This is a genomic window from Microbacterium flavum (assembly GCF_018717645.1).
Lineage (GTDB): Bacteria > Actinomycetota > Actinomycetes > Actinomycetales > Microbacteriaceae > Microbacterium > Microbacterium flavum.
Window position 1 is genome coordinate 1 of record NZ_JAFLHG010000013.1, and the last position, 20264, is coordinate 20264.

Consider the following 20264-nt stretch of genomic DNA (forward strand, 5'->3'; position numbering starts at 1 on the left):
CGGCATCCCCGTCGGCGGCCCCCGGCCGGAGCGGCTCCGCGCCGGCGCCGCGCGCCGCCGCCGCGTCCGATCGGGCCGCGCGCGTGGATGCCGCCCCGGTCACGGAGTGGGTCGTCGCATCCATCCCGTCCGCGGCCGATGCCGTCGCCCCGCTCGCGGTGGACGACGAGCCCGAGGATGCCGCGGCATCGCCGGTCCGCACCGCGACCCTCTCCCGCGAAGCGGCGCACGACGGCGACGTCGTCCCGCTCTCCGAGATCCCGCCCGACGACGAGAACGACATCCCGCCGCCGCCCGACGACGACGCGCCGGTGCCGGCACGCGTGCCCGTGGCCGTCGAGCGACCGCCCGCGGGGCCTCGTGCCCCCCGGATGAGCGGCATCGAACGGGTCGGCGAAGCCGTCGTCCGACAGGTGCTCGGTGCGACGTTCGTCCGCGAAGAGCCGTACACCCCGCCGACGCGGTTCAACTAGCCGAAAGGTCCCTGAGACTCCATGTACGACGGCATCGTCCAAGATCTCATCGACGAGTTCGGGCGACTGCCGGGCATCGGCCCGAAGTCCGCCCAGCGCATCGCGTTCCACATCCTGCAGACGCCGACCTTCGACGTGTCCCGGCTCTCGCTCCTCCTCGGTGAACTGCGCCAGCGGGTCAGGTTCTGCGAGATCTGCGGCAATGTCAGCGAGCAGGACCGCTGCGCGATCTGTCGCGACCCCCGTCGCGACCAGAGCTTCATCTGCGTGGTCGAGGACGCGAAGGACGTCTCGGCGATCGAGCGCACGCGCGAGTTCCGCGGGCTCTACCACGTCCTCGGCGGGGCGATCAGCCCGATCGCGGGCATCGGCCCCGACGATCTGCGCATCGCGCAGCTCATGCAGCGGCTCGCCGACGGCACCGTGCAGGAGGTGATCCTGGCGACGAACCCGAACCTCGAGGGCGAGGCGACGGCGACCTACCTCAGCCGGCTCCTGCACACCCTCGAGATCAGCGTCACGCGCCTGGCCTCCGGACTCCCCGTCGGCGGCGACCTCGAGTACGCCGACGAGGTGACGCTCGGGCGCGCGTTCGAGGGTCGCCGCCGCATCTGAGATCCGCCGCCAGGCGGAGATCGTGCGGGTCAGCCCCGCAGTCGCGCCCGCGTCCGGCTGACCCCGCGCAGTGTCGATCCGATCGGCTGGCCGAGGTAGATGCCGAGGGAGGCCCCGACCGCCAGGGCCACGCCCACCGTCGCGGCGCCCGCCAGGGTGACCGCGCCGCCGAGCAGCAGCGCCGGGTCCTCACCCGACTCGACGATCGTGAGGAGACCCCGGAAGACCGCGGCGCCGGGCACCATCGGCAGGATGGCGGCGATGGTCACCGCGACCGAGGGCACGTGCAGCCGGAAGGCGATGAGCACCCCGAGGAGGCTCCCCGCGAACGCGCCCGCCCCGCTGGCTGCCGCGGTGTCGAACCCGACCGCGCTGGTCGCGACGAAGCCCGCCCACGCGACGAAGCTCAGGAGCATGCTCACGAGCACGATCCGCATCCCCGCACCGTTGTAGACCGCGACGGCGACGGCGATGACCGCCGCGCCCAGGAACTGCAGCGGCAGCGGCCCCAGGGGGAGCGCCTCGCTGGGGGGCTCCATCGCGATCCCCACGACCCGGGCGAGCTCGAGTCCGAGCAGGATGCCGAGGACGACGCCGACCGTCTGCGTGACGAGCTCGAGGAGCCGCCCCAGCGCGGTGAGGGCGAATCCGTCGATGGCATCCTGCGCCGCGCCGACGACCGTGAGCCCCGCGAGCATGAGGACGATGCCCGACGCGACGATGACTGAGGGCCGGATGGAGGCTGCCTGGTCCCACCCCGTGCGCCCGAGGAGCGGCGTGAGCGCGGCCACCGTCGTCAAGACGAAGCCGCCCGCGATCTGGCTGAAGAAATAGGGCACCTGCCCGCGCGCGAGGAGGTACTGGGTCAGCGCCGCGAGTGCGGCGGCGACGAACGCGAGGGTCATGTTGAGGAGGTTCACGCCGAACATGACCGCCACCCCGACCGCGAGGAGCGCCTGCGCGGCGATGATCACGACGGGCCGGTAGCGGAACGGCGTGCGACGGATGTCCCGGCAGCGCTCTTCGGCGACCTCCAGCGTCACCGCTCCGGCGACGACGTCGGCCTGCAGCGCCTGCAGTCGCTGCAGCTTCGCGTGATCGGGTGCCGCGCCGCGGACCACCCGCAACGTCGTGACCGGCGTCCCATCGCCGGCGCGCCCGGCGACCGTGATCGAGTTGTACGTGACGTCGACGTGGACGGTGCTCATCCCGTAGGCCGCGGCGATCCGGACGATGGTGCGGGTCACCTCGCTCGCCGGGGCGCCGGCGACGAGCATCGTCTCGCCCACCCTCACCGCGAGTTCGATGACCCGGGTCGCATGCGCGGCGTCGAGCGCCGTGAGCACCGAGGTGTGCGTCGACAGGGCGCCCTCGCGGACCAGCATCCCGCGGATCGTCCACGGGGTGCGGCGGTTCGGGGTGGCCTCCGGCGAGCGCGTCACCGCAGCACCTCGACGAGCACCACCCACGAGACGAACAGTGCTGCCACGATCGCCGCGATCGCGCCGGCCGCGAGCCACAGCAGCCCGGCGGGAAGCTGGGCGATCAGCAGCACGCCGCCGATCAGGTACAGGGCGGGAGCGAGGAAGGCGACCGCGGACTTCCCGGCGCGGAACCTGTTCTCAGGGTGCGTGTTCTGGAAGATCCGCACGGTCGCCTCCGCGGCGAAGCCCGCGGCGATGAGGCTCGCGGCGATGACGATCCCCCCGAAGGCGGCGGGGTCCAGCCCGGGGATCAGTCCGACCGCGCACACGACGATCGCCAGCACGAGCCCCGCGATCCCCGAGGCGAGGCGGGAGGTCAGGGACGGCGCCGCGATGATGACCTGGATGTTGACGCTCGCTGCGACGATCACGAGCCCGGCGAGAGCCGCCGCCGCGCCGAGCATCGCGACGTCGAACTCGTGCCAGTCCAGGAGGGCGTCCATCGCCGAATCGTATCGCGCGACGATGTCACATGGCCGGGGGCGCATCCCTCGCTCTCTACAATGGCGGGGGGCGCACGCGCGCGCCCGAACCGGGGGCACGGCAGGAGATCGCCGACCCCATCAATTATTCGACCCCACCCACAAACGCGGAGTTCCACACGTGGCGCTGATCGTCCAGAAGTACGGCGGATCGTCCGTCGCCGACGCGGAGAGCATCAAGCGCGTCGCCAAGCGGATCGTCGATACGCGACGCGCCGGTCACGATGTCGTCGTCGCGGTCTCCGCGATGGGCGACACGACCGACGAGCTGCTCGACCTCGCGCACGACGTCGCCCCGATCTCGAACCCGCGCGAGCTCGACATGCTGCTCAGCTCGGGGGAGCGCATCTCCATGGCGCTCGTGGCGATGGCGATCCACTCGATGGGCTTCGAGGCGCGGTCGTTCACCGGCAGCCAGGCGGGAATGATCACGACCGCCGACCACGGCTCGGCCCGCATCGTGGACGTGACGCCCGTGCGGCTGCGCGAGGCGCTCGACGAGGGCGCGATCGTGATCGTCGCCGGATTCCAGGGATTCAACCGCGACACCCGCGACATCACGACCCTCGGCCGAGGCGGCTCGGACACGACCGCCGTCGCCCTCGCCGCCGCCCTCCAGGCCGACGTCTGCGAGATCTACAGCGACGTCGACGGCATCTACACCGCCGACCCCCGCGTCGTCCCGCGCGCGCGCCGGCTCGACGTGGTCACCTCCGAGGAGATGCTGGAGCTCGCCGCCAACGGCGCCAAGGTCCTCTACATCCGCGCCGTCGAGTACGCCCGTCGGCACGGCGTCATGATCAACGCCCGTTCCACCTTCAGCTCCGGCCAGGGCACGTTCGTCCTCGGTCCCGGCATGACCGTCCCCGCCGCCATCGCGGCCGTCGCAGAGGAGTCCGCCATGGAAGAGCCCATCGTCGCCGGTGTCGCCACCGACCTCGGTCAGGCCAAGGTCACCGTCATCGGGGTGCCGGATGTCCCCGGCAAGGCCGCGGAGATCTTCAGCGTCGTCGCCAAGAGCGGCGCCAACGTCGACATGATCGTCCAGAACGTCTCCGCCGCCGCGACGGGCCGCACCGACATCTCCTTCACCCTGCCCAAGTCGGATGCCGCGACCGCCCTCCGCGCCCTCGCGGGGGAACAGGCCTCGATCGGGTTCGAAAGCCTCGTCCACGACGACCAGATCGGCAAGCTGTCGGTCGTCGGCGCCGGCATGCGCACGCACTCGGGCGTCTCGGCGACGCTCTTCGAGGCGCTGTCGACCTCCGGCGTCAACATCGAGATGATCTCGACCTCCGAGATCCGCATCTCCGTCGTCGTCCGCGGCGACGACCTCGCCGAGGCGGCACGTGTCGTCCACAGCGCGTTCGGCCTGGACAGCGAGATCGAGGCGATCGTCCACGCCGGCACCGGTCGCTGAGGCGCTCCGGCGTATCCTCGTCCCATGCCGTCCCCTGCCGCCTCCGACGCCGCGGGGGCCGATGCGGCCGCGAGATCGAGCATGGGCCGGGGTCTGGACGTGCTGTCGGCCGTCGCGGATCTGTCCGCCGCGCAGACCGCGGGCGTGACCGTCCAGGAGGCGGCCCAGGCGCTCGGACGCGAGCGTTCGCAGGTCTCGCGCACGCTGGCCGCGCTGCACGAGGACGGGCTCCTCGTCCGTGAGGCCGACGGCCGGTACCGGATCGCATGGGGATGGTACGGGTCCGCGCAGGAGCTCGTCCACCGGCGGCTGCGCACCATCGGGCTCGCCGTCCTCGATGACCTCTCGGACGCGACGGGCGAGACGTGCTTCCTCGGGGTGCTGGCCGGCGACACGACCGTGACCGTCGTGGAGAGCATCCCCTCCGCCTCACGCATGATCGGCTCATGGGTGGGCCGCGCCTACCCGGCCTTCTGCAGCGATGCGGGCCGGGCGGTGCTGTGGGACGCCGACGACGACGAGGTCCGCGCCGTGTTCGCCGACACCGATTTCGACGCCGGCGGCCCGCGGTCCCCGCGCGACGTCGACGACTTCCTCCTGCGGCTGCGGGAGAGCCGCGACCGGGGCTACGCCATCGTCGACGAGGAGGCCGAGCCCGAGCTGTACTCGGTGTCCGCCCCGGTGTGGGATTTCCGCGGTGAGGTGGTCGCCGGTCTGCAGATCGTCGGCCAGCGTTCCGCACTCGCGCCGCGTGCCGATGCGCTCGGGGCGCGATGCGTCGCGGCGGCGAGCACCCTCTCCTCAGCCCTGGGGTCCTCGGCTGTGCGAGGCGTGCTCGCGGCGGAGGCTCCTCGCCTCTAGCCGTCGCCGCCCGCCAGGGCGCTGAGCCGGTCGGCGACCGCCCGCAGCGCGGCCTGCATCTCCCGGGTGCGTCGCGAGCCGCGGGCGGCAGCGCCCACACCGACGGCACCGACGATGCCCGACAGACCGCGCACGGGGAGCGCGTACTCCTGGACGCCTTCGACGTACTCCTGCGCGGCGTCGATCACCCCGCGGTCGCGGTCGCGGTCCTGCCGATCGATGACCTCGGCGACGGACCGGGGGGCACCCGGGCCGCCGACTCCGACGAACTGCACGTCATCCAGGAGGGCGGAGATGTCGGCTTCCGCGTGGTCCCAGAGGAGGGCCCGGCCGGCCCCGGTGCACCAGATCGGCACCCGCGCGCCGGCGTGCAGGTAGGGGCTCTCGTGTCCGGCGGGGGATTCGATCCTCGCGAGCACTGCGGCCGGGCCGTCGGCGGTGGCGACGAGGGACGTCACATCATGCGCTCCGGCGAGGCGCCGGAGCTCCCTCCGGGCGGCTCGCAGCCACGGCTGGGTCAGCGCGGACGCGATGTGGAAGTAGCCGGAGCCCGCGCCGAACAGGGAGGCCTCGTCGCGCTCGAGGTAGCCGAGGTCCCGCAGCTCTTTCGTCAGTCGGGAGACCCGGCTGCGCTCGATGCCGGAGGCCTCGGCGAGGCGTGACGCGTTGTGCGGAAGCCGTCCGGAGCGCTCCCGGCGCACGGCCTCCTCGACGAGGGTGAGGCCCTGCAGGAGGGAGGAGGGGTGTGCCATCGGGCTCTCGCGCGTCAGTCGGGGGAGGGGGCCGCCCGCCGCGGCAGCAGGCGGCCCCAGGATGTATAGAGGTTAGCCGCGATCTCGCCGCTCGCGCGCTCCAGATCGGCGGCGGTGATGCGCTCGGCATCCTGCGCGCCGTACAGCACCACCTCGTCGCCGATCGCGGCACCTCCCACGGCGCTGACGTCGACGAGGAGCGTGTTCATCGCGAGACGGTCGACGACCGGCGCCCGGCGCCCGCGCACCAGCACCTCCGCGCGACCGCCGAGCGCCCGCTGGTAGCCGTCGGCGTAGCCCAGCGGGACCGCGGCCAGGTGCGCGGGCGCATCAAGCACGTGCGTACGGTCGTATCCGACGCTGCGGCCGGCCGGGTAGGAGGTGATCGCGGCGATCCGCGAGACGAGGCGCATCGCGGGGCGGAGGCCTGGCACCGCCGCGGAGGTGTCGCCGTACAGGGCGGCGCCGATCCGTACGAGGTCGAAGCGGGACTCGGGGACGGTCAGCGCCGCGTAGGACGTCGCACAGTGGCGCTCGAGCGGCCGCGTCGACAGGAGCGCGCCTGCGAGCCGGGACTGCGCATCGAATGCGCGCGCCCCCGTGCGCACGTCCTCGGCGTCCTCGCGGGGGAAGTGGGAGGCCACGCCGACGACCGACAGGCGCCGATCGGCACCGATCGCGGTGAGCTGCGCAGCGGCATCCGGCACGTCGAGGTCGATCCCGTCGCGGCTGATGCCGGTGGCGTTGATCGAGACGTGCACGCGGGGCCGGCGACCCGTGGCGTCGCCTGCCTCGGCGACCACGCGGGCGTGGTCCGCGCCGGCGACCCATTCCTGGATGTCGAGGACGGCGGCATCCTCCACCTCCTCCCCAAGCGCGGCGCGCAGGCGGAGGATGCGCCCGTGGAACCCCGCGCCGCGCGCCGTGCGGGCCTCCTCGTTGGACGTGACCCCGAGGCAGGTGACCCCGTGGGCGATGAGCACCGGGACCACCAGATCCGTCCCGTGACCATAGGCGTCCGCCTTCACGACCGCGCAAAGGGGCGTGCCGGGGCCGAGGGCGACCCGCACCGCGCGGAGATTGTGCGCGACGGCGGCGGTGTCGACCTCGACCCACGCGGGACTCGCACTCACGGGGTGGCGGTGTCGTCCGCGGTGACGGGGGCCTCTTCCGAGACGGGGGCGCGATGCGTGGCGCCGCGACGCCCGTAGCGCCACCAGAAGAACAGGTAGCACGCGCCGACGAACGGGATGCCGAAGTAGAGCGCGGCCACCTGGTTCGGGTCGAACGCGATCGCGATGACCGAGATCAGCAGGAGGGCGAAGGCCACGATCGGCACGACCGGGAAGAGCGGCGTCCGATAGGCGAGTGTGCGGATGTCGCCGCCGCCCTGGACGAACCGGCGACGGTGGAAGTACAGCGAGGCGACGATCGACATCCAGACCGCCACGACGGCGAACCCGGCCACTGACACGAGCACGAGGTAGACCGTCTCGGCCGCCACGATGCTCGAGACCAGCGACACGAGCCCCAGCGCGAGGCTCACGCTCAGCGCGATGATCGGGATGCCACGCGGCGTCAGGCGCATGAGGGCCTTCGGCGCGTGGCCCTCCTCGGCGAGTGAGAACAGCATGCGTGCGCACGAGAACAGGCCGCTGTTGCCCGCCGAGAGCAGTGCCGTGATGATCACGAAGTTCATGACATCCGCCGCGTAGGGGACGCCCACATACTGGAAGACGTCGACGAAGGGGCTGCTCGTGAGCCCGGCCTGCTCGTAAGGGAGGATCGCCGCGATGACGGTGATGGACCCGACGAAGAGGATGAGGAGGCGCAGCACCGTCGAGCGCAGCGCACGCGGGATGTTCTTCGCGGGGTCCTTCGTCTCGCCGGCGGCGACACCGATGAGCTCCGAGCCGCTGAACGCGTAGAACACGGCGAGCGAGGTCACCACGACGCCTCCGACACCGCCGGGGAACAGGCCGTCCGGCGTGTGGAAGTTGCTGAACAGCACCGCGGCGGGGTGCTCGGTCGACAGCGGGGTGAAGCCGAAGATCGCGGCGCCGCCGAGGACGATCAGCGCGACGATGGCGAGCACCTTGATCAGGGACAGCCAGAACTCGGTCTCGCCGAACACGCGCGCCGAGATGGCGTTGATCGTGAAGAGCGTCGCCGCGAAGATGAGGCACCACACCCAGACCGGGACGGCGGGGAACCAGCGCTGCATCAGGATGCCGGCGGCCGTGAACTCCGATCCGAGGGCGACCACCCAGCAGAGCCAGTAGAGCCACGCGGTCGTGAAGCCGGTCGCCGGTCCGATCGACCGCGCCGCGTAGATGTGGAAGGCGCCCGAGACGGGATAGGCGATGGCGAGCTCGCCCAGGCAGGCCATGACGAGGTAGACGACGAACGCGCCCACGAGGTAGGCGATGATGGCGCCGAGGGGGCCGGCCTGATTGATCGTGTAGCCGGAGCTGAGGAACAGCCCCGACCCGATCACGCCGCCGAGAGCGATCATGATCAGGTGGCGGGCGTCCATGGAGCGCTGCAGGCGCCGCAGCGGCACCTGTGTCGCGGTCGTGTGGGGCAGGGCGTTCGGAAGGTCCTGCGCGGGTGTGGAGCGCATATCGGTCTCTCAATCGAGTCGAGGTCAAGAGGAGGTGCAGTGCTGCATGGTCACATCCTTGTGATGATGATGCACACTGCGTGTTTCGAGGACGTTACTCAGAGAGGACGGTGTGCACAAGGTTTCGCGGGCGACCGGGCGCCGTTCTCACCCAGACGGGCGAAGTGTCCGCCGCGCGGGCAGGATGTCATCCCCCGCGGGCCGAGGGACAGGCGCGGACCGACACGGGCGCTCCCCAGACTGGTCGAGCCCGTTGCCCCACCACAAGGAGACCGACATGGACCGTCACGACATCGCACTCATCCGATTCGGCGGTGTGAACCGCGCACTGGCCCAGATCGTCCTCGATCGCGGGGACGACCTGGCTGTCGACCTCGGGTTCACGCTGCGCATCGTCGCGATCACCGACCTGCGGCTCGGCTCGCTGATGCAGGCCGACGGCATCGACCTCGCCGCGGTCTTCGCGATGGATGCCGACGACACCTTCGCCGGGTGGCGCGGCGGCACTGCGGTGCCGCAGAACACCTACGTCATCCGCAACACCACGGCGGACATCGTCGTCGAGGCGACCTTCACGAACCCCCTCGATGGGGAGCCCGGCGTCTCCCACGTGCGCGCCGCCCTCGAAGCCGGCAAGAGCGTCGTCACGACCAACAAGGGCCCGGTCGCGCTCGCCGCCGCCGAGCTCAACCGCATCGCGAGCGCCCACGGCGCCTTCTTCGCCTACGAGGGCTCGGTCATGAGCGGCACACCCGTGCTGCGCTTCGCGGCCGAGACGCTCAAGGGCCTCCGGGTCGGCGAGGTGCAGGGCATCCTCAACGGCACGAGCAACTACGTGCTCGGGCGTATGGAGGCCGGGCTCTCGCTCGACGCGGCCGTCGCCGAGGCGCAGGCCCGGGGCTACGCCGAAGCCGACCCGACCGCCGACATCGGCGGGTCGGACGTGCAGTTGAAGGTCGTGATCCTCGCCAATGAGATCCTGGGCGCCGACATCACCCCCGCCGACGTGGACCGCCAGGGGATCACCGGGGTCACGCCCGAGGACATCGCACGCGCCGCCGCGGAGCGATCCCGCTGGAAGCTGATCGGATCGGCCCGCCGCGACGCCTCCGGCGCGGTCGTCGCGAGCGTGCGTCCCGTCGCGCTGCCCGCCGATCACGCGCTCGCCGGCATCTCCGGAGCCACCAACGCCGTTTCGTTCGGCACCGATCTGCTCGGCACCGTGACGGTCTCGGGCCCCGGCGCGGGCCGCATCGAGACGGCGTACGCCCTGCTCTCCGACATCATCGCGATCGACGCGAAGCAGCGCACCCGTCAGGCGGTCGTGGCGTGAGCGCGCCCGCCATCGACGTGGAGACGAGCGCCGCCGGCGAGTCCCACCTCATCGTCACGAACCCGTATGACGGGCGCATCATCGGCACGCTCCCGCAGAGCGGTCCGGAGGCGGTCGACGGCATCCTGGAGCGCGCGCGCCTGGGCGTCGTGGTGTCGCGGGGCCTCTCGCGGTTCGCGCGGCACGAGATCCTGGAGCGCGCCGCGGGCCTGCTGCGCGAGCGCAGCGAAGAGGCCGCGGGGCTCATCGTCCGCGAGGCCGGCAAGACGATCCGCCAGGCCCGCAAGGAGGTGCGCCGCGCGACGATGACGCTGTCGCTCTCGGCGGATGCCGCGCGCTCCCACCCCGGAGAGGTGATCGCCTTCGATGCGTTCGAGGGGTCCGAGAACCGGCGCGGCTGGTTCACGCGCGAGCCGCTCGGGATCATCCTCGCGATCACTCCCTACAACGACGCCCTCAACCTCGTCGCCCACAAGCTGGGCCCGGCCATCGCCGGCGGCAACGCCGTCGTGCTGAAGCCCTCGCAGCTGACCCCGCTCACCGCACGCTTCCTGGTGGAGCTCCTCGTCGATGCGGGCCTGCCGGATGAGATCGTCACGGTCGTGCACGGTGACCGCCACCTGGCGCAGGCGCTCGTCGCCGCCCGCGAGGTGCGGATGGTGTCCTTCACCGGCGGGTTCGCCACCGGGGAGGCCATCGCGCGTGGCGCCGGGCTGAAGAAGCTCGCGATGGAGCTCGGCGGCAACGCGCCGGTCATCGTCTTCGCGGATGCCGATCTCGACGCGGCGGCGGAAGCCTGCGTATCGGGGGCCTTCTGGGCGGCCGGCCAGAACTGCGTGGGCGCCCAGCGACTGCTCGTGGAGCGTTCGGTCTACGCGGCGTTCCGCGAGCGTGTCGTCGCCCACACCCTCGCCCTTCGGGCGGGGGACCCGCAGCTCGAGAGCACGGATGTCGGACCCATGATCACGGAGGATGCCGCGCGCCGCGCGCAGCGCCTGGTCGAGGATGCCGTCGCGGCCGGCGCCCGCGTCCTCACCGGCCACCGCCGGTCGGGCTCGGTCTACGCCCCCACCGTGGTGGAGGACGTTCCAGCGCCCTGCGAGCTGTGGGCCGATGAGGCCTTCGCGCCCGTCGTCGCGCTCGCTGCGTTCGACACCGAGGACGAGGCCATCGCCCGCGCCGACGACACCGAGTACGCCCTGCACGCGGCGACGTTCACGGCCGACATCGGGCGCGCGCTGCGGGTCGCCGACCGGCTGGAGGCGGGCGGCGTGATGATCAACGACTCGTCGGACTACCGCATCGACAGCATGCCCTTCGGCGGCGCGAAGTACGGCGGCATGGGGCGCGAGGGCGTTCGCTTCGCGTACGAGGAGATGACCCAGCCGAAGGTCATCTGCATCAACGCGTGAGCGCGGCGGCCGTCCTCAGCCGCGGTCGATCGCCCGGGTGAGCGAGATCGCCGTGACGGTGTTCGCCACGCCGGGGATCGCGGCGACCTGCTCCCAGATCTCGCCGATGCGGTCCATCGTCGCGGCGTGGAGGGTCACGAACAGGTCGTACTCTCCGGACAGCACGTCGCAGCGGATCACCTCGGGGATGCCGCGCAGCTCGCTGATCACGCGGTCGTCGCGCATCCGGTCGGCGCGGTAGATCATCACGATCGCCGTGACGCCGCGCGTGGCGGACGCGCCGGGGACGACCGTGTAACCCGCGATGACGCCGTCGCGCTCCATGCGCTCCATCCGCTGCTTGACGGCGTTGCGCGAGAGGTGCACGCGGGCCGCGATCGCGACGAGCGGGATGCGGGCGTCGGCGGTGAGTGCCGCGAGGATATCGCGATCGATGTCGTCGAGGGTCATGCCGGCCATCCTGTCTTCATGCAGTAAAAGCAATTGAGAATGTGAATAAGGCACAGTACCGTGGAGTGAGGCTCGCGCGGAAGTGCGATCGACGAAGGAGGAGCAGATGAGCGAACGGCCCGACCGCCGACAGGGGGGCACCCTGTCGGACCTCAGCCTCGCCGTCCACGGCGGCATCCGCCAGGACTCCACGCGTGCCCTGCGTACGCCGCTCGTCATGGCGAACTCCTATGAGCTGCCGGCGGACCCGAGCGAGATCAGCTGGTCGGCCACCGCGCCGGGGCTCTATACGCGCAACACCGGGACCAACCAGCAGGGGCTGCAGGACAAGCTCGCGGCGCTCGAGGGGGGAGAGGATGCCGTCGCCCTCGCTTCCGGTGTCGCCGCCCTGCACGCCGTCTTCTTCACCCACGTCCGCGTGGGGGACCACGTCCTCGTCAGCGACGAGACCTACGAGGCGACCTGGAGGCTGTGGACCGAGCTGCTGCCGGGCCGGTACGGCATCGAGGCGACCTTCGTCGACGTCGGCGACCTCGACGCCGTCCGTGCCGCGATGCGCCCGAACACACGCCTGGTGTGCATCGAGGCGATCGCCAACCCCACCACGACGGTCGCCGATGTCGCCGCGCTCGCCGAGATCGCGCACGCCGCAGGCGCGCTTCTGATGGTCGACTCCACGTTCACCCCACCGCCGCTGTACCGCCCTCTTCGCGACGGAGCCGACCTCGTCGTGCACTCGCTCACCAAGTACATCAACGGCCACGGCGACGCGATGGGCGGCGCCGTCATCGGGTCGCGCGAGCTCATCGAACCGATCAAGGCGGATGCCATGGTCGATGTCGGCGGGGTGATCTCGCCTTTCAACGCCTGGCAGATCCAGCGCGGATCGGTCACCCTGCCGCTGCGGATGCGCCAGCACGTGGCATCCGCGGCCGCGATCGCCGCCTTCCTCGAGGACGATCCGCGCATCGCGTTCATCCGCTATCCCGGGCTCGCCAGCCACCCGCAGCACGCTCTCGCGCAGCGCCAGTTCACGGGCGGCTCCGGGGGCATGATGGCGTTCGCCGTCGACGGCGACCCCGACACGCAGAACCGCTTCGTCGCGCGGCTGCGCCTGATCACCTCCAGCTTCTCGCTCGGTCACGACGACTCGCTGATCGTGCACACGGGCACCGGGGGCGGGCGCGTCGCCGCCTACCCCGAGGAGTTCCGTCGCTGGGGCCACCTCCGCCTCTCGGTCGGGCTGGAGGACACCGGCGATCTGCTCGCGGACCTGGCCGCCGCCCTCGACGACACGTTCGGCCCGCACTGACCCGCCCCCGTGTGCACGCCCCGGTAGAATCGCCGCATCCGCCCGTTCGGGCACCCACACCGCTCCGCTGCTGCAAGGATCCTCATGACCCGCATCTCTGACTCAGGACTGAACGTCGCCGTCGTCGGCGCCACCGGACAGGTCGGCACGGTCATGCGCGAGATCCTCGCGGAGCGCTCGTTCCCGATCCGCGAGCTGCGCCTGTTCGCCACGGCCCGTTCGGCGGGCACCTCCGTCGAGTTCGGCGGGCAGACGATCGTCATCGAGGATGTCGCCACCGCCGACCCCGCCGGGATCGACATCGCCCTGTTCAGCGCCGGCGCGACCGGCTCGCGTGCACACGCCCCGCGCTTCGCGGAGGCCGGCGCGGTCGTCATCGACAACTCCAGCGCCTGGCGGATGGACCCCGAGGTGCCGCTCGTCGTGAGCGAGGTCAACCCGCACGCGACGCTGAACCCGCCCAAGGGCATCATCGCGAACCCGAACTGCACCACGATGGCCGCGATGCCCGTCCTGAAGCCGCTCGATGCGGCCGCCGGCCTCGAGCGCCTCATTGTCTCGACGTACCAGGCCGTCTCCGGCTCCGGTCTCGCCGGCGCGCAGGAACTGCTGGGGCAGGTCGAGGGCGTTCTCGCGCAGGGTCGCACGCTCGAGCTCGTGCACGACGGCTCGGCGGTCGACTTCCCGCAGCCGGAGAAGTACGTCGCGCCGATCGCGTTCGACGTCATCCCGTTCGCCGGGAACCTGGTTGACGACGGCGACAACGAGACCGACGAGGAGAAGAAGCTCCGCAACGAGAGCCGCAAGATCCTCGAGCTGCCGGACCTCCGGGTCGCGGGGACATGCGTGCGCGTGCCCGTCTTCACCGGGCATTCGCTGTCGATCCACGCGGAGTTCCGCGACGACATCACGCCCGAGCGGGCGCGCGAGATCCTGGCCTCCGCCCCCGGTGTCGTCCTCGAGGAGGTGCCGACCCCGCTCCAGGCGGCGGGCAGCGACCCGAGCTACGTGGGTCGCATCCGCGCCGACCAGTCCGCCCCCGAGGGCAAGGGCCTCGTGCTGTTCATCAGCAACGACAACCTCCGCAAGGGCGCTGCGCTGAATGCCGTGCAGATCGCCGAGGTGGTCGCCGCGCGCCTCGGCGCGACCGCCTGACCCGACCCGCGCCCCCGGCCGCTCCTCCTGACCGCGAGACACCGCCAGCGCGCCGAGACACCGGTGCACCGCGGGCGTCTCGGTGCGCACGAGGTGTCTCGCGGCCCGGTGGGCGTGCGGCGGGACTTGCGCCGGAGGTAAGAACCGGCAGAGTTCACGCGGGGCGGATGCCGCAACAGGCGATGCGGCGCGAAACCCGGCCTAGACTGGGACATCGTGAGTGAACCCGTCGATGTCGTCCTGATCGGTGGTGGCATCATGAGTGCCACCCTCGGAACCCTGCTGAAGAAGCTGCAGCCCGACTGGAAGATCGTCGTGCTGGAGCGATTGAGCGAGGTCGCTCAGGAATCCTCCAACGCGTGGAACAACGCCGGCACCGGGCACGCGGCGCTGTGCGAGCTGAACTACATGCCCGAGGCGAAGGACGGGTCCGTCGATCCCGCCAAGGCGGTCGCGATCAACGAGCAGTTCCAGCAGAGCCGTCAGCTGTGGTCGAGCTTCGTCGAGGACGGCATCCTCGACGGCCCCTCGACGTTCATCAACGCGACGCCGCACATGACGTTCGTGCGCGGCGAGAAGGATGTCGCGTACCTCAAGAAGCGCTACGAGGCTCTGCGGACCCAGCCCCTGTTCGCGGGCATCGAGTACTCCGAGGACTCGCGCGTCATCAATCAGTGGGCGCCCCTCCTCATGCAGAAGCGCAAGAAGGGCGAGCCCTTCGCCGCGACGCGCGTGCCGGCGGGGACGGACGTCGATTTCGGCTCGCTCACCCGGCAGCTGTTCGATCACCTCGCCGCCGAGGGCGTCGAGGTGCGCACGAACGTCGAGGCTCGCAAGCTCCGTCGTCAGGCCGATGGCACGTGGCGCGTCTCACTGCGCAACTCCCTCGGGCGCACGCCCGGCTCGCTCGACGCGCGGTTCGTGTTCGTCGGCGCCGGCGGGTGGGCGATCAAGCTCCTGCAGTCCTCCGGCATCCCGGAGATCACCGGCTACGGGGTGTTCCCCATCGGCGGCCAGTGGCTGAAGACCTCGAACCCCGCGATCGTCTCGCAGCACAAGGCGAAGGTCTACTCCCAGGCATCCGTCGGCGCGCCGCCCATGTCGGTGCCGCACCTGGACACGCGCGTCGTCGACGGGGAGGCATCGCTGCTGTTCGGCCCGTTCGCGACGTTCAGCCCCAAGTTCCTCAAGCACGGGCGCATCACCGACATCGTCGCGCAGGTGCGTCCGGGCAACATCCTTCCGATGCTGAAGGTCGCCGTCGACAACCCCGGCCTCATCAAGTACCTCGTCGGCGAGCTCGCGAAGAACCACGGGAAGAAAGTCGACTCGCTCCGCGAATTCATGCCGACCGCCCGCGACGAGGACTGGGAGCTCCTGCAGGCCGGGCAGCGTGCGCAGGTCATGAAGAAGGACAAGGACAAGGGCGGCGTCCTGCAGTTCGGCACCGAGGTCATCACCTCCGCCGACGGCTCGATCGCGGGGCTCCTCGGAGCCTCTCCGGGCGCGTCGACGGCCGCCTCGATCATGCTCGGACTCCTGAAGACGTGCTTCCCCGATCGGATCGCTGCGTGGGAGCCGGAGCTCAAGGCGCTCATCCCGAGCTACGGCACGACGCTCAACGGCCGCCCCGAGGTCGCGGCGGCGACGATCGCCGAGACGGCGGACGTCCTCGACATCAACCGCTGAGGGCCCGATGGCCAAGCTGTACTTCCGCTACGGAGCGATGAACTCGGGCAAGTCCACGTCGCTCCTGCAAGCCGCGTTCAACTACGAGGAGCGCGGCCAGCACGTGCTGCTCGCCAAGCCCGAGATCGACACGAAGGGCGCCGACCAGATCTCCAGCCGGCTCGGGGTCGAGCGGGAGGTCGACTTCCTGATCGGCCCGGGAGCGGATGTCCGGGCCCTCGTCGCCGCGCACGGGTCCCGCTACATCGGGGACGTCGCGTGCCTCCTGATCGACGAGGCCCAGTTCCTGTCGGCTGCGCAGGTGGACGACCTGCTCCGCCTCGTGGTGGAGGACGGCATCCCCGTCCTCGCGTACGGCATCCGCACCGACTTCCGTACCCATGCCTTCCCGGGATCTGCACGGCTGATGGAGGTCGCGCACAGCCTCGAGGAGCTCAAGACGATCTGCCGGTGCGGCCGCAAGGCGCTCTTCAACGCCCGCCTGGTCGGCGGGCGGTTCGTGTTCGACGGCGACCAGGTCGCGATCGACGACCTCGACCACGACCAGGTGACGTACGAGTCGCTGTGCGCGCAGGACTACCTGCTCGCCTCCGGCGGACGACTCAGCTGACGGTCCCCTCGGCTGACGCCGCGTCGCGGCGGCGCGGGGGGAGCGGGATGAGCATCGACGTCGACTTCCGGTACTGCGCGTAGTCCGGGTACTTCGACGCGGAGATCGACTCGGTGAAGACGGTGGACCCGATGAACAGCACCGTCAGCAGAACGGCGCCGATGATCGTCGGGTTGATCGCGCCGCCCCAGAAGCCGGCGCCGGCGGCGACGGCCGCGCTCGCTCCGAGGGCGTAGATCGCCCACCACTGCGCCTGCTCGAAGAAGAAGTTCGGATGCCGCGAGTACGCGAACAGGCCGGTGGTCAGGAACCCTCGCGCCTCGCCGCGCTTCTTGCGCTGGTGGAACGTCCACTGCTGCTGGTCGGCGACGGTCTCGCCCGCGAGGAAGAGGACGAAGAGCGCCGAGAACACGGCGTCCCACGCGCCGAAGGGGGAGGGGTGCTGCCACGCGGTGTACGAGGGGAGGGTGATGAGCACGAGCAGCGTCATCTGGTACAGCACGATGAAGAAGAGGTTGAAGAGCTGGAACTGCCAAGGCGCCATCCGCCCGCGGAGGATCGCCCAGCGGTAGTCCTCGACGCCGGAGTAGCCGCCCTTGCGCGCGAAGTTGAAGGTCAGGCGCATGCCCCACGCGGTCACGAGGATCCCCATCACGACGAGGCGTGTCGCATCGACACCGGACGAGAGTGCGGCGAGGGCGAAGATCCAGACGTAGAGGACCGGGACGACCGACCAGGCGCGGTCGACCCACGACGTGTCCTTCGTGACGATCGAGGCGACCCAGCACAGGAGGGCGGCGACCGCCGCGACGATGATGACGAGCTGCAGCGGGTCCATCCCCTCAGCGTAGGGTGTCCGGCGTCCCGCCGGGTCTGACCACAGTGCGCTAGCGTGAGCGAGTCACGAAAGGGGTCCGATGACCGATCCGTCCGAACGAGCCGCGCCCGCGCGTGCCTGGCGCGTCGTCCTCGAGAAGATCGAGGGCGATCTCCTCGAGGGGCGACTCGGCCCCGGGGACCGGCTGCCCCCTGAGCGCGAGCTGGCCTCGACGCTCGGCGTCGGCCGTTCGAGTGTGCGCGAGGCCTTGCGCGTCCTCGAGGTGATGGGCCTCATCCGCACGGCGACGGGCTCGGGCCCCACGTCGGGGGCGATCGTCACGGCGACCCCTCAGGGCGGCCTCGCCCAGCTCCTGCGCCTTCAGGTCGCGGCGCAGGGATTCCCCATCCCGGACGTGTACGAGACCCGCCTTCTCCTCGAGGAGTGGGCGGTCGCGCACCTGGCCGATCGGCCGGAGGCCCCGCTCGCCGATGCGCGCGCGACGCTCGGCGCGATGGAGGTGGACGGGCTGTCGCTCGAGGACTTCCTCGCCCTCGACGCCCAGTTCCATGTCCGGTTGGCCGAGGCCACCGGCAACGTCGTCGTCTCGGCGACGATGGCGGGGCTGCGCGAGACCATCGAGGGCTACATCCGGGCCGGTGCCGCGCGGATCCCGGACTGGGCGCGCACCGCCGAGCGGCTCCGACACGAGCACGCCGAGGTCCTCGCAGCGATCGACCGGGGCGACGCGGACGATGCCCGGCTGCGGGTCCGCGCGCACATCACGGGCTACTACGCCGACGCGGGACTTCCTGCTCCGACCGACGCATCCGCCGACGACTGATCGCCCGGCGGCATCCGGCCGGGCGGTCTGGATCAGCGGAGGGGCAGGGTCGGGATCAGCCGATCGAGGAACGCCGCGGTGTCCTCCCAGCCTCCGACGGCCTGACAGGCCACACCCATCGCGAGGACGGGGTAGTCATTGCCGTGCTCGTCGAGGCGGTCGCCCACGAAGAGCATGTCGTCCAGGCGGATGCCGGTGTGCTCCTCGAGCGCGCGCATGCCGTAGGCCTTGTCGATGCCACGCTCGGTGATGTCGACGGAGGTCGACCCTCCCGAGCGCACTTCGAGGTCGGGCACCCGCGCCGCGACCGCGTCCCGCAGCGCGCCCTTCTTCTCACCGGTGGGGTCCCACGAGGTCTTCGCGTCGACGGGCGCCGTCTGGCCGAGGGCCGAGAAAGTGATCTGCGAGCCGCGATCCTCGAGGATCGCGCCCCACGTCCGGGGCTCCCAGAGTCCGAGGCGACGGGCCTCCTCCTCGACGGCGGTCAGCGCGCGCTGCTTCTGGTCCTCGCTCAGGGAACGGGCATAGACGGTCTCGATGCCGTCCGCACCCAGACGGTAGTACTGCGTGCCGCAGGTCGGCAGCAGGTGGAAGTGCTCCCGCTTCGCGGTCGCAGAGGCGGGGAGGCGGTCGACGACCTGGCTCGTGAACTGGGAGAGCTGCCCGCCGGAGATGATGGCGACCTCGACGCGCTCGGCGAGAGCGACCAGAAGCTCCCCGATGCGCGGGTCGATCGCGCTCTTGGAGGGGGCGAGGGTGTCGTCGAGATCGAAGGCGACGAGGCGCAGTGCGGGCATCGGGGTCTTTCGTTCGGGGGCTCGTGCGACGAAGGGCCCCACCGATTCTCACCGGCGGAGCCCTCCTGTGGTCGGGGTGACAGGATTTGAACCTGCGGCCTCTTCGTCCCGAACGAAGCGCGCTACCAAGCTGCGCCACACCCCGTGGCAACCCTCCGAGTCTACCGCGTTCCGGCGCTCACGCCGAATCGAGCGCCGTCGTGGCGCGCAGGGTGAGGACGGATGCCTCGGGGAGGCAGGCGAACCGCACGGGTGCGTAGATCGAGTGGCCGAGCCCCGCGGAGACGTTCAGCGGAACGGTCCGGCCGCGGTGACTCCACGTGCTGAGACCCCGTGCCTGATCGCGCGGGATATCGCAGTTCGCGACGAGCGCGGAGCGCGAGAACGGCACACGCACCTGTCCGCCGTGCGTGTGTCCCGCGAAGATGATGTCGGCCCCGAGGTCGGTGAACGCATCCAGCACCCGTCGGTAGGGGGCGTGCGTGACGCCGATCGTGAGAGCCGTCGCCGGGCGTCTCCGGAAGAGCGGTCGCCGCCGGATCGCCGCAAGGGCTCCGGGGAGAACCTCCAGCTCGTCCCACTCGCGATGGGCGTCGCTCACGCCGAAGGCATCCAGTCGCAGCCCGCGGGTTTCGAGGACGGCGGCCGCGTTGTCGAGATCGGTCCACCCGAGATCGCCCGTGAAGTAGGCGTCCATCGCCGCGGTGTCGAGGTCGAGACCGCGGTGCGGTCGGGATGACGGTCCCTGGAAGTATCGGAGAGGGTTACGGGGAGACGGCCCGGTGACGTCATTCGACCCGTGCACGAACGCCCCAGGGACTCCGCGCAGAGGATCGAAGGCGGAGCGGATCCCGCGCAGCCCGTCCTCGTGCCCGAGGTTGTCGCCGGTGTTGATGACGAGGTCGGGCTGGACCTCTTCGGCGAGGCGGGCGATCCACTTCTGCTTGCGGTGCTGCCAGGGCGCCATGTGCGCGTCCGAGAGGTGCAGGACCGTCAGGGAGGGGGAGCCGGGTGGCAGGAGGGCGAGGTCGTGACGGCGCACGGTGAATAGGTAGCGCTCGATGCACGTCCCCCAGACGGCGGCGGAGACCCCCACCGCCCCCAGTCCCGCGAGCGTGGCACCCACGGGAGTCCT

Annotated in this window: 19 protein-coding genes, 1 tRNA gene and 1 pseudogene; 11 read left to right on the forward strand and 10 right to left on the reverse strand. The window is 71.1% G+C overall.

From position 1 onward, the window contains the following. Both J0P97_RS15675 and recR read left to right on the forward strand, forming a co-directional pair. Positions 1-473, forward strand: a pseudogene (locus J0P97_RS15675) (DNA polymerase III subunit gamma and tau); the annotation flags it as partial. A gap of 21 nt (positions 474-494) precedes the next feature. Beyond that, the gene (gene recR / locus J0P97_RS13095) at positions 495-1088 is read left to right on the forward strand and encodes a recombination mediator RecR (protein ID WP_215488238.1); all 594 of its coding nucleotides are present in this window, start codon (positions 495-497) and stop codon (positions 1086-1088) included. Between the two features lie 29 nt (positions 1089-1117). Here recR and J0P97_RS13100 read toward each other — a convergent pair whose 3' ends face one another. Both J0P97_RS13100 and J0P97_RS13105 read right to left on the reverse strand, forming a co-directional pair. Continuing rightward, a complete protein-coding gene (locus J0P97_RS13100) occupies positions 1118-2530 on the reverse strand; it encodes a threonine/serine exporter family protein (protein WP_282837712.1) in 1413 nt (470 codons plus the stop codon). After that, complete coding sequence (locus J0P97_RS13105) at positions 2527-3015, reverse strand: hypothetical protein (RefSeq protein WP_215488239.1); 489 nt, start codon at positions 3013-3015, stop codon at positions 2527-2529. Before J0P97_RS13105 ends, J0P97_RS13100 begins: the two co-directional genes overlap by 4 nt. Before the next feature lie 160 nt (positions 3016-3175). On the opposite strand from J0P97_RS13105, the gene J0P97_RS13110 reads away from it, so the two are divergent. Beyond that, positions 3176-4474: an aspartate kinase gene (locus J0P97_RS13110; RefSeq protein WP_215488240.1), complete on the forward strand. Its 1299-nt coding sequence runs from the start codon at positions 3176-3178 to the stop codon at positions 4472-4474. Positions 4475-4498: 24 nt separating this feature from the next. After that, positions 4499-5335 carry an IclR family transcriptional regulator gene (locus tag J0P97_RS13115; RefSeq protein ID WP_215488241.1) on the forward strand — a complete coding sequence of 279 codons (837 nt, stop codon included), beginning with the start codon at positions 4499-4501 and terminating at the stop codon, positions 5333-5335. Here the strand turns inward: J0P97_RS13115 and J0P97_RS13120 are convergent. Genes J0P97_RS13120 through J0P97_RS13130 form a run of 3 tightly spaced genes read right to left on the reverse strand, consistent with a single transcriptional unit; the run spans position 5332 to position 8710 of the window. After that, a complete protein-coding gene (locus J0P97_RS13120; protein ID WP_215488242.1) occupies positions 5332-6087 on the reverse strand; it encodes an IclR family transcriptional regulator domain-containing protein in 756 nt (251 codons plus the stop codon). The genes J0P97_RS13115 and J0P97_RS13120 overlap by 4 nt on opposite strands. 14 nt (positions 6088-6101) lie before the next feature. Then, the gene (gene alr / locus J0P97_RS13125; protein ID WP_215488243.1) at positions 6102-7220 is read right to left on the reverse strand and encodes an alanine racemase; all 1119 of its coding nucleotides are present in this window, start codon (positions 7218-7220) and stop codon (positions 6102-6104) included. After that, positions 7217-8710 (reverse strand): amino acid permease, encoded by a 1494-nt coding sequence (locus tag J0P97_RS13130; protein WP_215488244.1) that lies wholly within the window; start codon positions 8708-8710, stop codon positions 7217-7219. Before J0P97_RS13130 ends, alr begins: the two co-directional genes overlap by 4 nt. Before the next feature lie 277 nt (positions 8711-8987). On the opposite strand from J0P97_RS13130, the gene J0P97_RS13135 reads away from it, so the two are divergent. Both J0P97_RS13135 and J0P97_RS13140 read left to right on the forward strand, forming a co-directional pair. Continuing rightward, entirely contained in the window at positions 8988-10043 is a 1056-nt protein-coding gene (locus J0P97_RS13135) for a homoserine dehydrogenase (protein ID WP_215488245.1), read from the forward strand. Further along, entirely contained in the window at positions 10040-11455 is a 1416-nt protein-coding gene (locus tag J0P97_RS13140) for an aldehyde dehydrogenase family protein (protein WP_282837710.1), read from the forward strand. Before J0P97_RS13135 ends, J0P97_RS13140 begins: the two co-directional genes overlap by 4 nt. A 15-nt stretch (positions 11456-11470) precedes the next feature. On the opposite strand, the gene J0P97_RS13145 is transcribed toward J0P97_RS13140, so the two are convergent. Next, entirely contained in the window at positions 11471-11905 is a 435-nt protein-coding gene (locus J0P97_RS13145) for an Lrp/AsnC family transcriptional regulator (protein WP_246540477.1), read from the reverse strand. Positions 11906-12011: 106 nt separating this feature from the next. Between J0P97_RS13145 and J0P97_RS13150 the strand changes: the two genes are divergently transcribed. From J0P97_RS13150 to J0P97_RS13165, 4 genes are all read left to right on the forward strand, one after another. Further along, positions 12012-13217, forward strand: a complete 1206-nt coding sequence (locus J0P97_RS13150) for a trans-sulfuration enzyme family protein (protein WP_215488247.1) — start codon at positions 12012-12014, stop codon at positions 13215-13217. Between the two features lie 84 nt (positions 13218-13301). Then, on the forward strand, positions 13302-14372 hold the full coding sequence (locus tag J0P97_RS13155) for an aspartate-semialdehyde dehydrogenase (protein ID WP_215488248.1): 1071 nt from the start codon (positions 13302-13304) through the stop codon (positions 14370-14372). A gap of 216 nt (positions 14373-14588) precedes the next feature. Then, on the forward strand, positions 14589-16061 hold the full coding sequence (locus J0P97_RS13160) for a malate:quinone oxidoreductase (protein WP_215488249.1): 1473 nt from the start codon (positions 14589-14591) through the stop codon (positions 16059-16061). Between the two features lie 7 nt (positions 16062-16068). Further along, entirely contained in the window at positions 16069-16671 is a 603-nt protein-coding gene (locus J0P97_RS13165) for a thymidine kinase (RefSeq protein WP_215488250.1), read from the forward strand. Here the strand turns inward: J0P97_RS13165 and J0P97_RS13170 are convergent. Further along, complete coding sequence (locus J0P97_RS13170; protein WP_215488251.1) at positions 16664-17509, reverse strand: DUF1295 domain-containing protein; 846 nt, start codon at positions 17507-17509, stop codon at positions 16664-16666. The two genes, J0P97_RS13165 and J0P97_RS13170, sit on opposite strands and share 8 nt — an antisense overlap. A 79-nt stretch (positions 17510-17588) precedes the next feature. On the opposite strand from J0P97_RS13170, the gene J0P97_RS13175 reads away from it, so the two are divergent. Continuing rightward, a complete protein-coding gene (locus J0P97_RS13175; protein WP_215488252.1) occupies positions 17589-18332 on the forward strand; it encodes a FadR/GntR family transcriptional regulator in 744 nt (247 codons plus the stop codon). 32 nt (positions 18333-18364) lie between these two features. Here the strand turns inward: J0P97_RS13175 and J0P97_RS13180 are convergent, their stop codons facing one another. From J0P97_RS13180 to J0P97_RS13190, 3 genes are all read right to left on the reverse strand, one after another. Continuing rightward, complete coding sequence (locus J0P97_RS13180) at positions 18365-19129, reverse strand: HAD-IIB family hydrolase (protein WP_215488253.1); 765 nt, start codon at positions 19127-19129, stop codon at positions 18365-18367. A 68-nt stretch (positions 19130-19197) separates the two neighbouring features. Further along, positions 19198-19274, reverse strand: a tRNA-Pro gene (locus J0P97_RS13185). A 33-nt stretch (positions 19275-19307) separates the two neighbouring features. Beyond that, entirely contained in the window at positions 19308-20255 is a 948-nt protein-coding gene (locus J0P97_RS13190) for a metallophosphoesterase (RefSeq protein ID WP_308163567.1), read from the reverse strand. Between the last annotated feature and the right edge of the window lie 9 nt (positions 20256-20264).